Here is a 13123-nt window from a genome sequence, read left to right as displayed (position 1 = left end):
GGTCGACGCTACCGGCCCGGGCGCGGGCACGGTGGCAGGCTCGTCCACCTGTCGAGAAGGGGCGCCGGAGCCCCGGGCCACACGCTCCCGCCGTGCGCTCGACTAACGGTGCCCCCACCCGCTGACTTATGCTGCCGGGTCGTGAAGGCCATCCGTCGTTTCCACGTCCGCACCGTCCTCCCGGAGCGGATCGCCGCGCTCGGCGAGCTCGCCACGAACCTGCGCTGGTCGTGGCACGCCGGCACCCGCGACCTGTTCGCCGGCATCGACCCGGAACGGTGGGTGGCGGTCCGTCGGGACCCGGTCCGGCTGCTGTCCGCGCTGTCCGCGGACGAGCTCGAGGCGCTGGCCACCGACCAGGACTTCGTCGCGCGGGTCGACGAGGCCATGGCCGGCCTGCGCGACTACTTGGACAGCCCGCGGTGGTACCAGCAGCTGGCCGAGCGGGAGGCGGCCGGGCGCTGCCCGCAGTCGATCGCCTACTTCAGCCCGGAGTTCGGCATCACGGCAGCCCTGCCGCAGTACTCGGGGGGCCTCGGCATCCTCGCCGGCGACCACCTGAAGTCGGCTTCCGACCTCGGTGTGCCGATCGTCGGGGTGGGCCTGTTCTACAAGTCCGGCTACTTCAAGCAGTCCCTCAACGCCCAGGGCTGGCAGCAGGAGACCTACCCCGTCCTGGACCCGGACGACCTGCCGCTGTCGATGCTGCGCGAGAAGGACGGCAGCCCGGCGGAGGTCATCCTGGACCTGCCGGGGGGCCGCACGCTGCACGCCTACGTCTGGCGGGCGCAGGTCGGGCGGGTGCCGCTGCTGCTGCTCGACTCCGACAATGACCAGAACGACGACGCCGGCCGCGACCTGACCGGCCGCCTCTACGGCGGTGGCGGCGAGCAGCGGCTGCAGCAGGAGATGCTGCTGGGCGTCGGCGGGGTCCGGGCCCTGCGCCTGTGGTCCCGGTTGACCGGCGCGCCGGATCCGGACGTCTACCACACCAACGAGGGACACGCCGGCTTCCTGGGGGTCGAGCGGATCCGCGAGCTCGTCAAGCACGAGGGGTTGAGCTTCGACGAGGCGCTCGAGGCGGTGCGCGCGGCGACGATCTTCACCACGCACACGCCGGTCCCCGCCGGCATCGACCGGTTCGGCGTGGACCAGATCCGGCTCCACTTCGGAGGCGGAAACGAGTTCGAGGGCGTGCCGGTGGAGCGTCTGCTGGCTCTCGGCGCCGAGGACTACCCGGGCGGCTCCTCCGAGGTGTTCAACATGGCCGTCATGGGCCTGCGCCTCGCCCAGCGGGCGAACGGTGTCTCCGAGCTGCACGGCGAGGTCAGCCGGCACATGTTCGACGGGCTGTGGCCCGGCTTCGACGACTCCGAGGTGCCGATCACGAGCATCACCAACGGTGTCCACGCGCCCACCTGGGTCGACCGCAAGGTCTTCGACCTGGCCGAGACCTACATGGGCACGACGAACATCGAGGAGGAGCAGGCCTGGGACCGCATCGCCAAGATCCCGGGTGAGGCCTTCTGGTCCACGAAGCGCGAGCTGCGGGCGCAGCTCGTCTCGGAGGCCCGCCGCCGGCTGCGGTCCTCGTGGCTGAAGCGCGGCGCGAGCCCGGCCGAGTTGCGCTGGATCGACGACGTGCTCGACCCGGACATCCTCACCATCGGGTTCGCCCGCCGGGTCCCGACCTACAAGCGGCTCACGCTGATGTTGCGGGACCGCGACCGGCTCAAGCGCCTCCTGCTCCACCCGGAGCGGCCGGTCCAGCTCGTCATCGCCGGCAAGAGCCACCCCGCCGACGAGACCGGCAAGCGGCTGATCCAGCAGATGGTGCAGTTCGCCGACGACCCGGAGATCCGGCACCGCATCGTGTTCCTGCCGAACTACGACATCGCGATGGCGCAGTACCTCTACCCCGGCTGCGACGTCTGGCTGAACAACCCGCTGCGGCCGTTCGAGGCCTGTGGCACCTCGGGCATGAAGGCGGCCCTCAACGGGGCGCTCAACCTGTCGGTGCTCGACGGCTGGTGGGACGAGTGGTACGACGGCGAGAACGGGTGGGCCATCCCCACGGCGGATGGCGTCGAGGACCCCGACCGTCGGGACGACCTCGAGGCCACGGCGCTCTACGAGCTCATCGAGGACTCGGTCGCACCGCTGTACTACGACCGGGACGACCGGGGCCTGCCCCCGCGATGGTTGTCCATGGTCACGCACACCCTGACCACCCTCGGCCCGAAGGTCCTCGCGACCCGGATGGTGCGCGACTACGTGGAGCAGCTGTACCTACCTGCCGCCCGGGCCGGGTGGCAGGTGGACGGCCCCGGGTATGCCGGCGCCAAGGAGCTGTCGGACTACAAGGCCCGCGTCGAGGCCGCCTGGAGTGGGGTCCGGGTGGACCACGTCGACTCCTCGGGCGTGTCGGACACCCCACAGGTGGGGGACCGCTTCCAGGTGAGTGCCTACGTGACCCTCGGCGAGCTCTCGCCCGAGGACGTGCGGGTGCAGGTGGTCTACGGCCGCGCCTCGGAGAGCGACGACCTGAGCGACGTCTCCACGGCGGACCTGGAGCACGTGGAATCCTACGAGGCGGGACGGCACCGCTTCGAGGGCTCGGTGCAGCTGAGCCGGACGGGGCCGTTCGGCTACACCGTGCGCGTCCTGCCGCAGCACGACGGGCTGGCCAGCATCAGCGAGCTCGGGCTGGTCGCCAACGCCTGACCCCACACCCCGGGCCGGTGCGCGCTGAGGGCAGAACTCGGCTGAACCGCTTCAGTACCATGGGCCTCTCAGCGAGAGGGTGGAGCCATGGTGCAGGACCAGTCGTCCGTCGAGCAGGCGACGGCGCGCCCCCGCGTCCGCATGGCCGACATCGCCCGCGAGCTCGGCATCTCGAAGGCGGCGGTGAGCTACGCACTGAACGGGCTGCCGGGCGTCGCCGCGGACACCCGCCAACGCGTCCTGGACCTCGCCAGGGAGCGGGGCTGGCACGCGAGCAGCAGCGCCCGGGCGCTCTCCGGCGCCCGCACCGGGGTGGTGGGACTCGTGCTGTCGCGCCCGACCGACGTGCTGACCGCCGAAACCTTCTTCATCCGGTTCCTGGCCGGCGTGGAGTCGGTGCTCAACCGCTCCGGGGGCAGCCTGCTGCTGAAGGTGATCGGTGACCACCCAGAGCTGGAGATCGCCACCTACGAGCGCTGGTGGGGGGAGCGGCGCATCGACGGCGTCCTCATGGTCGACGAGCGGTACCGGGACGCGCGGGTCGACGCCGTGGCTCGGCTCGGCGTCCCCGCGGTGCTCTGCGGCGGCCCGGTGAAGGCGGCGCAGCTGCCCTGCCTGTGGACCGACCAGGCCGCCGATGCCGCGATCGTCGTCGAGCACCTCGCGCGGCTCGGGCACCGCCGGGTCGCGCACATCAGCGGGCCGCTCGAGTTCGCGCACGAGCGGGGACGGCGCCGCGGCGTGCGCCGTGCGGCGCGCGACCGGGGCATGGAGGTCACCACGGTGGCGGCGGACTACACGGGCCCGCAGGCGGGGGAGGAGACGGCCCGGTTGATGAGGGCACCGGAACCCCCGACGGCGATCGTCTACGGCAACGACGTGATGGCCGTCTCCGGCATGGGCGCGCTCGCGGAGGCCGGGTGTCGCGTCCCGGAGGACGTCTCCGTGGTCAGCTGGGACGACTCCGCGCTGACCTGCGTCACGCGTCCGACCATCACGGCGCTGTGGCGGGACACCCCCGCCTACGGCGCCACGGCGGCCCGCCTGCTCCTGGACCTCGTCGACGGCAAGCAGCCAGGCCCGGTCCAGGTCGCGGCCTCGGCGCTGCGGGAGCGCGATTCCACGGCCGCCGTCCGCTGAGCGGGCGCTCCTGACTCATGGAAACTGCATACATAACGGTTGGGCAACAACCCCCTGACAACTGAACCGGGTAAGTGCTGCAATGGGAGGCACAGCCGGTCGGTCGCCGAGCTCCGATCGCCTCAGTTCAGGGAGTCCGTTGTGAAAGTTCCCGTCAACGCCCAGCGGCGACGTCTCAGGAGCCGCGAATCAGGTCAGCGGCGACGTCTCAGGAGCCGCGAAACAGGTCAGCGGCGACGTCTCAGGAGCCGCGAAACAACTCAGATCGTCACCGCGTCGGCCGCGGCCGCGGCCATGGTCCTCGCGTTGAGCGCCTGCGGCGGAGGAGGTGGCACGCAGGCCAGCGGCAGCGGCAGCTCCGGCGCTGCCGGCGGCGGCGCCAGCGGCGGCTCCGGTGGGTCCGGAGGGTCCGGTGGCACGCTGACCTACTGGGCCAGCAACCAGGGCGCGAGCATCGAGGTCGACAAGCAGGTCCTCGGCAAGGAGCTCGCCAAGTTCAAGAAGCAGACCGGCATCAACGTCAAGCTGCAGGTCATCGGCTGGCCGGACCTGCTCAACAAGATCCTCGCCGCCACCACGAGCGGGCAGGGCCCGGACGTGCTCAACATCGGCAACACCTGGGCTGCCTCGCTGCAGGCGACCGGTGCCTTCATGCCGTTCGACAAGTCCGCGCTGCAGGCCATCGGCGGCAAGGACAAGTTCGTGCCGGCCTCGTTCGCCACAGGCGGTGCGCCGGGCAAGACGCCCACGTCCGTCCCGCTCTACGGCCTCGTCTACGGGCTGTACTACAACAAGAAGATGTTCGCCGACGCCGGCCTGAAGCCGCCGACGACCTGGCAGGAGCTCGTCAGCGACGCGCACAAGCTGACCAACCCGTCCAAGGGTGTCTACGGCATGGCGATGGAAGGTGGCAGCTACACCGAGAGCGTGCACTTCGCCTTCATCTTCGGCCAGCAGCACGGTGCCGATCCGTTCGACTCCCAAGGCAACCCGACGTTCACCACTCCCGGCATGGTGGCTGGTGTCAAGCAGTACGTCGACCTCATGAGCAACGGCGTGGTCAACCCCAGCAGCGTGCAGTACAAGAATGGCCCCGAGGCTCCTGGCGATTTCGCCAAGGGCAAGGCCGCGATGCTGATGAGCCAGAACAACGCAGACAACACGCTCCAGGCCGACGGCATGAAGACCAGCCAGTACGGCGTCGTCGCGATCCCCGCCCCCAGCCCGCTGCCGCCCGGGGGCAAGGACGTCGCCAGCTTCGTGGCCGGCATCAACATCTCCATCTTCAAGAACACCCAGAACAAGGCCGGTGCGCTGAAGCTGGTGAAGTTCCTGACCAGCCCGGAGGAGCAGGCCATCCTCGACAAGCCGTACACGGCGCTGCCTGTGGTGAAGAACGGCAAGGTCGACTTCACCTCCAACCCGCAGGAGGCGCAGACCTTCCAGCACATCCTGGCGACGAAGGCCGTGCCCCTGCCGCTCGTCCCGGCCGAGTCCTCCTACGAGACCAACGTGGGCAATGCCGTCAACACGCTGCTCGCCCAGGCCGCCACCGGCAAGAAGGTCAGCTCCGCGGACGTGAAGCGGGCGCTGCAGACCGCGCAGGACAAGATGGCCGGCTGAGCCGTTGACCACTGCCCGCACGACGCCCCACCCGACCCACGCGCGTTCGCGTGGGTCGGGTGCCCGGCATCGGCACCGCCTGACGTGGCGGCACACCACGCCCTACCTGCTGGTGCTGCCGGCCGTCATCCTCGAGCTGCTGATCCACATCATCCCGATGTTCGTGGGCGTGTGGATGAGCTTCGTGAAGCTCACGCAGTTCTTCATCGCCAACTGGTCGGCAGCGCCGTATGCCGGCCTCGGCAACTACCAGGTCGCGCTCGACTTCTCCGGCCCGCTGGGTTCGGACCTGCTGCGCTCGTTCGGCGTCACCGCGGCCTACACGGTGCTGGTGGTCGGGTTCTCGTGGCTGTTCGGGATGTCCGCCGCGGTCGTCCTCCAGCGCAGCTTCCGCGGGCGCGGCGTGCTGCGCACGCTGTTCCTGGTGCCCTACGCGCTGCCGATCTACGCCGCGGTCATCACGTGGAGCTTCATGTTCCAGCGGGACAACGGCCTCGTGAACCACGTGCTGCAGAACGACCTGCACGTCCTCGACCACGCCGCGTTCTGGCTGATCGGCAACAACGCCTTCGTGTCCATGACCGTCGTCGCGCTGTGGCGTTCGTGGCCGTTCGCATTCCTCATGCTCATGGCCGGCATGCAGAACATCCCGGACGAGATCTACGACGCGGCCGCGGTGGACGGCGCCGGGGTGTGGCAGCAGATCCGCTACATCACCCTGGCGTCGCTGCGGCCGGTCAACACGGTGCTGCTGCTGATGCTGTTCCTGTGGACCTTCAACGACTTCAACACGCCGTTCGTGCTCTTCGGCCCCACCGCGCCCAGCTCGGCGGACATCATCTCGATCCACATCTACGGCAACTCGTTCATCAACTGGAACTTCGGCCTCGGCTCGGCGATGTCGGTGCTGCTGCTCCTCTTCCTGCTCGTGGTGACCGCCCTCTACCTCGCCGTCACGACCCGGAGGTCCCGCCGTGCGTGAGCCGATGTCGTTCCGTGTCTTCCGCTGGGTGGTCGTGGTGGTCCTCGGGCTGTTCACGGTCGTGCCGCTCTACGCGATGCTCACCAGTGCGATCAAGCCGCTGGGCGACGTGCAGGGCGCCTTCCACTGGTGGCCTGCGCACCCCACCTTCGCGCCGTTCGTCCAGATCTGGAGCACCGTGCCGCTGGCGCGCTACTTCGTCAACAGCCTCATCGTCTGCACGGTGTCGACGGTGTTCAGCGTGATCATCGCGATCTTCGCCGGCTACGCGGTCTCCCGCTACCGGTTCAGCGGCCGGCGGGTGTTCACCGGTGCGGTCCTGTCCACCCAGATGTTCCCCGGCATCCTGTTCCTGCTGCCGCTGTTCCTCATCTTCACCAACATCGACAAGACGCTGGGCTTCACGCTGCTCTACCAGACCAGGCTCGGCCTGATCATCACCTACCTCACCTTCTCGCTGCCTTTCTCGATCTGGATGCTGGCGAGCTACCTCGACGGCATCCCGCGCGACCTGGACGAGGCCGCGCGCATCGACGGCACGACGACGATGGGGGCGCTCTTCCGGGTGGTCCTCCCGGCCGCCCGGCCCGGCGTCATCGCCGTGGCGGTCTACGCCTTCATGACGGCGTGGGGCGAGGTGCTCTTCGCGTCGCAGATGACCAACGACTCGACCAAGACGCTGTCGATCGGCCTGCAGAACTACTCGACGGCCATCAACGTCTACTGGAACCAGGTCATGGCGGCCTCGCTCGTGGTGAGCGTGCCGGTCGTGGTCGGCTTCCTGCTGCTGCAGAAGTACCTCGTGGCCGGGCTCACCTCCGGCTCGGTGAAGTAGGCGTCGTGGACGACACCGGGCACACGGAACCGCCCGCGCCGAGGCCGTTCGCGGCCGTCCGGCAGCGCGGCGCGCCCACCTCCTGGCTCGGTGCCAACTTCTGGTCCCGCTGCGGCGGGCCGCTCATGTGGCGGCAGGACGCCGACGAGACGTGGCGCGAGGAGTTGCTGGTGCTGCGGGAGCACGGGCTGGACACCACCCGGTCCTTCCTCTACTGGCCCGACGCCATGCCGGCACCGGACGTGCTCGACGAGGCGGTGCTGGGTCGCTTCGCACGCTTCCTCGACCTGCACCACGAGCTGGGAATGCACACGATCCCGACCTTCCTCGTCGGGCACATGTCGGGCGAGAACTGGGACCCGTCCTGGCGCGGGGGGCGCGACCTCTACCGGGACACCTGGCTGGTCTCCCGACAGGCGTGGTACGTGCGCAGCGTCGTGCAGCGCTTCGCCGACCACCCGGCCGTGGCCGCGTGGCTGCTCACGAACGAGATGCCCATCTACGGCGGCGCCGCCCCCACAGAGGTCGTCACCGCGTGGGCCGAGCTGGTGCTGCAGGCCGTCCGCGCGGGCGGCGGCCACCAGCCGGTCTCCGTCGGCGACGGGGCGTGGGGCGTGGAGGTGACCGGGCAGGACAACGGCTTCTCCGTCCGCGAGCTCGCGAGCGTGACCGACTTCGTCGGCCCGCACGTCTACCCGATGGAGGACGACGTGCTGCGCCAGCACCTCAAGGCGGCCTTCACCTGTGAGCTGGCGGCGGTGGGCAGCCGGCCGGTGGTGCTCGAGGAGTTCGGGCTCACCTCCGAGTTCGCCTCCGACGAGCACGCGGCCCACTACTACCGCCAGGTGCTGCACCTGTCACTGCTCGCCGGCGCCTCGGGCTGGCTGGCGTGGAACAACACCGACTACGACAACCTCGCCGATCAGGCGCCGTACAGCCACCATGCGTTCGAGATGCACTTCGGGATCACCACCGCCGACGGGCGCCCGAAGCCGCCGCTGGTGGAGCTGCAGCGGTTTCGGCGCGTCCTCGACACCGTCGACCTCACCCGCTGCGAGCGCTGGCCCAGCCAGGTGGCGCTCGTCGTCCCGAGCTACCTGGAGTGCACCGAGCCCCTGACCCAGCAGGAGGAGGAGCGGACCTACGTGTTCCGCTGCCTGGAGCAGGCGCACATCGCCGCCCGGGAGGCGGACCTGCCGCCGCACCTGGTGCGGGAGCGCGACGGGGTCGCGGCCGGCCACCGGCTCTACCTCCTGCCGTCGGTCAAGCAGCTCACCGCGCCCGGCTGGCACCAGCTGCGCGATCGAGCGTGCGAGGGCGCGACCGTCTTCGTGTCCTACGGCTCGGGCGAGGTCGACTTCCAACGTGGCCCCTGGTGGACGGGTGCCACGGAGCTGTTCGGCGTGCGCCACCAGCTGGCCTACGGACGGGCCAACCCGGTGCACGACGAGGTGGTGACCTGGCACGTGGAGCGGGACTTCGGGGGGCTGTCCACCGGCGAGGAGCTGACGTTCCCCGCCGCCGGGGGGCCGAATGCGAGGACCTTCCTCCCGGTGGTCGCGCACGGGGCCGAGGTCATCGCGCGTGATCAGCACGGCCGGATCGCCTTGACGCGTCATCGGATCGGTGCCGGGCAGGCGGTGCTGTCGACCTACCCGATCGAGTACTTCGGGGCGGCGCGGCCGGACAGCAACCCCGAGGACACCTGGCGGATCTACGACGCGCTGGCCACCGAGGCGGGCGTCGAGCGGCCGCTGCACGTGGCCTCGCCCCGCATCCTCGTCGACGGGTTCACCCGTGCGGACGGGCACCGGTTCGCTTGGCTCGTCAGCGAGTCGGACCGGCCCGAGTCGGTGTCGCTGCCCCTGGCGGCCGGTGTCCGGGCCGTGCCGGTGGACCAGACAGGCACCCCGCACCACCCCGCCGCGGAAGTCACGCAGGTGACTGTGCCGGCATACGGCGTGTCCGTGCTGGAGTTGGTGACGGATGAGCAGGACCTGCGCGGATGAGGCGGCCAGAGCGCTGTGCCGCGGAACGCGTGAGACAGAAGGGAGTGGGCACATGGGCGAGCAGCGCCTGAACCTGCCGGCGGACTTCGAGTTCGGTGTCGCGACGGCGTCGTACCAGATCGAGGGGGCCGTCCACGAGGACGGCCGCGGTCCGTCGATCTGGGACACCTTCAGCCACACGCCGGGCAAGGTGGTCCACGGCGACACCGGTGACGTCGCGTGCGACCACTACCACCGGTATGCCGAAGACGTCGCGTTGATGGCCGACCTCGGCGTCGACTCCTACCGGCTGTCCTTGGCGTGGCCGCGGATCCAGCCGGACGGCAAGGGCCCTGCCGAGCCGCGGGGGCTGGCGTTCTACGACAGGGTGGTCGACGCCTTGCTGGAGCACGGGATCCAGCCCGCGGTCACGCTGTACCACTGGGACCTGCCGCAGCCGTTGGAGGATGCCGGTGGGTGGCGGGTGCGGGACACCGCGGAGCGCTTCGCCGACTACGTGGAGATCGCGCAGGAGGCGCTGGGCGACCGGGTGACTCGGTGGATCACCATCAACGAGCCGTTCTGCTCCTCGATCCTGGGCTACGCCACCGGTCGGCACGCGCCGGGCGCCCGCGAGGGGGACGGTGCCCTCGCGGCGGCACACCACCTGTTGCTGGGACACGGCTTGGCGGTCCAGCGGATCCGCGCCGCGGCCGCCCACCGCGCCCAGGTGGGGGCAACCCTCAACCTGCAGCCCGTCTCCGCGGTGAGCGACCGGGAGCAGGACCGTGCCGCGGCCGACCGCGCGCTGCTCCTGTCGAACCTGTTGTTCACGGATCCGGTTCTCGCCGGCCGCTATCCGCAGCTCGCCCGCTCGACCTACGCAGCCCTGACCGACTTCGGGTGGCTGCGCGACGGCGACCTCGAGATCACCGGCCTGCCGCTCGACTTCCTGGGCGTCAACTACTACTTCCCCAGCCGGGTCCGGGCTGCGCCGTACCAGGTCGAGGACCCGGCCTCGCGCACCGCCGACGACCTCGGCTACGAGGACGTGGTCGACTCCGATGAGGAACGCACCGCGATGGGGTGGCCCGTGGATGCCGACGGCCTGCGTCGCCTGCTGCGCTGGCTGCACGACAGCTACCCGCAGCTGCCGCCGGTCTACATCACCGAGAACGGGCGGGCTTGCGACGACGTGGTCGCGGCCAACGGGCACGTGCACGACCCGGACCGCATGCGCTACCTCGAGAACCACCTCCGGGCGGTCGCCGACGCCACCGCGGAGGGGGTCGACGTCCGCGGGTACTACTGCTGGTCGCTGCTGGACAACTTCGAGTGGGCGGAGGGGTACGCGAAGCGGTTCGGCATCGTCTACGTCGACTACGAGACGCAGCAACGCATCCCGAAGTCGAGCTTCGAGTGGTACCAGCGGGTCATCCGCGACCACCGGCGGGCGGCGGCGAGCTGACCGCCGATCTCGGGGCTTTCCCGCGCATCTCGGGACTTTCCGAGCGGAAAGTCCCGAGATCGGCTGGAGACTCCCGAGATCTGGGGGAAACTCCCGAGATCGGCGAGGGGGGCGTGGGCGGCACCCACGTGCGCGCGGACGCCAGGGAGAGAGCCAGGGTGCGCGGGGTCAGAGGAGGGCGGTGTAGACCCGCAGGGAGTCGGCCCCGACGCAGACGTGCGCGCCGGGGCGCAGCTCGTCCGGGGTGGCCGGCGCGTCCGGCCGCGGCTCGTCGTCCGGGGTGGCTGGCGCGTCCGGCCGCGGCTCGGCGCTGTCCCACAGCAGCCGGTATGCCGTGACGCCGGTGATCGTCGGCAGGGTCACCTCCCGCTCGTGGGTGCTGCCGTGCCACACGATCAGCAGGGACCCGTCACCGACGGGGCCGCCGTCGAGGAACATGACCAGGGTCCGGGTCCGCCCGTCCTCCCAGAGGCCGGCGTGCATCGGCGCACCGTCGGCGGCGAACCAGTCGAGGTAGGCGGTGCCGTCCCGGCGGGCCGGGCGGCCGGTGAAGAAGGTGCGCTGCCGCAGCACCGGGTGCTCCCGCCGCAGCCGGGTCAGGAACCGGGCCGTCTCGAGCAGGTCCTCCTGCCAGGGCTGCAGTTCCCAATCGAGCCACGAGATCTCGTTGTCCTGGCAGTAGGCGTTGTTGTTGCCCCGCTGGGTGCGGCCGAGCTCGTCGCCGGAGCTGATCATCGGCACCCCGGTCGCGGTGAGCAGCGTGCCGAGCAGGTTGCGCATCGAGCGTTGCCGCGCGGCGCGGGTGGGCGGGTCCGTGGTCGGGCCCTCGACACCGTGGTTCCACGAGCGGTTGTCGTCGTGGCCGTCCCGGTTGCCCTCGCCGTTGGCGTCGTTGTGCTTGTGCTCGTAGGCCGTGGTGTCGGCGAGGGTGAACCCGTCGTGGGCGGCGACGTAGTTGATCGAGGCGATGGGGCCGCGGTCAGCCGTGTAGTTGCTGCCGAACAGGTCCTCCGAGCCGGCCAGCCGCGTCGCGAGGTCCCGCACCCCGTGGCCCGGCTCCCCGCGCCGGTCCCGGGCCACGTCCGCGAGCCAGAAGGTGCGCACCGTGTCGCGGTAGCGGTCGTTCCACTCCCCGAACGGCGGCGGGAACTGCCCCGTGCGCCACCCGTGCACCCCGACGTCCCACGGCTCGGCGACGAGCTTCACCCGGGACAGCACCGGGTCGGTGCGCAGCGCCACGAGGAACGGGTGGTCCGGGTCGTAGCCGTCGTCGCGGCCGCGCGCGAGCGCCACCGCCAGGTCGAAGCGGAAACCGTCGACGTGCACCTGCTCGACCCAGTAGCGCAACGAGTCCAGCACCATCCGGCACACCATCGGGTGCCGCAGGTCGAGCGTGTTGCCACAACCGGTGACGTCGATGTCGCGGCCGCGGGCGTCCAGGCGGTAGTAGGCGCGATTGTCCAGACCGCGCCACGACAGGGTGCCCCCGGCGTGGCCGGACTGCTCGGCGGTGTGGTTGTAGACGACGTCCAGGAGCACCTCGATCCCGGCCGCGTGCAGGGCCTTGACCATGCCCTTGACCTCATCGAGCACGCCCTGCGGGTCGGTCGCTGCGGCGTACTCCGGGTGCGGGGCGAAGAAGCCGAGGGTGTTGTAGCCCCAGTAGTTGGTCAGGCCCCGCTGCACCAGCGCCGGCTCGGAGGCGAAGGCGTGGATCGGCAGCAACTCGACCGTGGTCACGCCCAAGGACAGGAGGTGCTCGAGCACGGCCGGGTGCGTGAGACCGGCATACGTCCCGCGCAGCGGCTTGGGCACGGCCGGGTGACGGGCCGTGAGGCCCTTGACGTGCGCCTCGTAGACGACCGTCTCCGCCCACGGCACGAGCGGCGGTCTGTCGTCGCCCCAGTCGAAGTCGTCGCCGAGCAGCACGCTGCGCGGCACGTATGCCGAGCTGTCCCGGTCGTCGCGCGCCTCACCGTCGCCGTGCAGCCGGTCGTCGACGGCGTGCCCGAAGACCGGGGGGGCCCAGCGCACCTGCCCGTCCACGGCGCGGCCGTAGGGGTCCAGCAGCAGCTTGCACGGGTTGTAGCGCAGCCCACGGTGCGGGTCCCAGGCGCCGTGTGCGCGGAAGGCGTAACGCTGGCCTCCCTCGACCCCGGCGACGTGGGTGAACCACGTGCCGTGGGCGCGGTGCGGCATCGGCAGCACGCGCTCGGAGGCACCGGTGGGGTCGTCGGCGTCGTAGAGGCACAGCTCGACGGCCTCGGCGTGTCCGGCGTAGACGGCGAAGTGGGCGCCGTCACCGGACAGGGTCGCGCCGAGCGGCGGCGCGAGGTCGGGGGAGGGGCGCAGGGGCGACATGG

The 13123-nt window shown here is 70.7% G+C and carries 8 protein-coding genes; 7 read left to right on the top strand and 1 reads right to left on the bottom strand.

The genetic code is table 11. The features are described 5' to 3' along the window. Positions 1–141: 141 nt before the first annotated feature. From glgP to VFL99_RS10960, 7 genes are all read left to right on the top strand, one after another. Positions 142–2724: an alpha-glucan family phosphorylase gene (glgP, locus tag VFL99_RS10990; protein ID WP_325106396.1), complete on the top strand. Its 2583-nt coding sequence runs from the start codon at positions 142–144 to the stop codon at positions 2722–2724. Between the two features lie 87 nt (positions 2725–2811). Further along, positions 2812–3864 carry a LacI family DNA-binding transcriptional regulator gene (locus VFL99_RS10985; RefSeq protein WP_325106395.1) on the top strand — a complete coding sequence of 351 codons (1053 nt, stop codon included), beginning with the start codon at positions 2812–2814 and terminating at the stop codon, positions 3862–3864. A 306-nt stretch (positions 3865–4170) separates the two neighbouring features. After that, positions 4171–5487 carry an ABC transporter substrate-binding protein gene (locus VFL99_RS10980; protein WP_325106394.1) on the top strand — a complete coding sequence of 439 codons (1317 nt, stop codon included), beginning with the start codon at positions 4171–4173 and terminating at the stop codon, positions 5485–5487. A gap of 4 nt (positions 5488–5491) precedes the next feature. After that, positions 5492–6469 (top strand): carbohydrate ABC transporter permease, encoded by a 978-nt coding sequence (locus tag VFL99_RS10975; protein ID WP_325106393.1) that lies wholly within the window; start codon positions 5492–5494, stop codon positions 6467–6469. Continuing rightward, entirely contained in the window at positions 6462–7304 is an 843-nt protein-coding gene (locus VFL99_RS10970; protein WP_325106392.1) for a carbohydrate ABC transporter permease, read from the top strand. The genes VFL99_RS10975 and VFL99_RS10970 overlap by 8 nt, the downstream gene beginning before the upstream one ends. A 5-nt stretch (positions 7305–7309) precedes the next feature. Then, entirely contained in the window at positions 7310–9313 is a 2004-nt protein-coding gene (locus VFL99_RS10965) for a glycoside hydrolase 5 family protein (RefSeq protein ID WP_325106391.1), read from the top strand. Between the two features lie 52 nt (positions 9314–9365). Next, positions 9366–10760, top strand: a complete 1395-nt coding sequence (locus VFL99_RS10960; RefSeq protein WP_325106390.1) for a GH1 family beta-glucosidase — start codon at positions 9366–9368, stop codon at positions 10758–10760. 168 nt (positions 10761–10928) lie between these two features. Here the strand turns inward: VFL99_RS10960 and glgX are convergent, their stop codons facing one another. After that, positions 10929–13121 (bottom strand): glycogen debranching protein GlgX, encoded by a 2193-nt coding sequence (gene glgX / locus VFL99_RS10955; RefSeq protein ID WP_325106410.1) that lies wholly within the window; start codon positions 13119–13121, stop codon positions 10929–10931. Between the last annotated feature and the right edge of the window lie 2 nt (positions 13122–13123).

It is taken from the genome of Segeticoccus sp., assembly GCF_035708005.1.
The sequence above is the reverse complement of the archived record's forward strand: the minus strand, read 5'-3'. Positions and strand labels throughout refer to the sequence as shown.

Coding starts and splice junctions, on each gene's coding strand:
- glgX (WP_325106410.1), bottom strand. CDS start 13,121: ATGTCGCCCCTGCGCCCCTCCCCCGACCTCGCGCCGCCGCTCGGCGCG.
- VFL99_RS10960 (WP_325106390.1), top strand. CDS start 9,366: ATGGGCGAGCAGCGCCTGAACCTGCCGGCGGACTTCGAGTTCGGTGTC.
- VFL99_RS10985 (WP_325106395.1), top strand. CDS start 2,812: ATGGTGCAGGACCAGTCGTCCGTCGAGCAGGCGACGGCGCGCCCCCGC.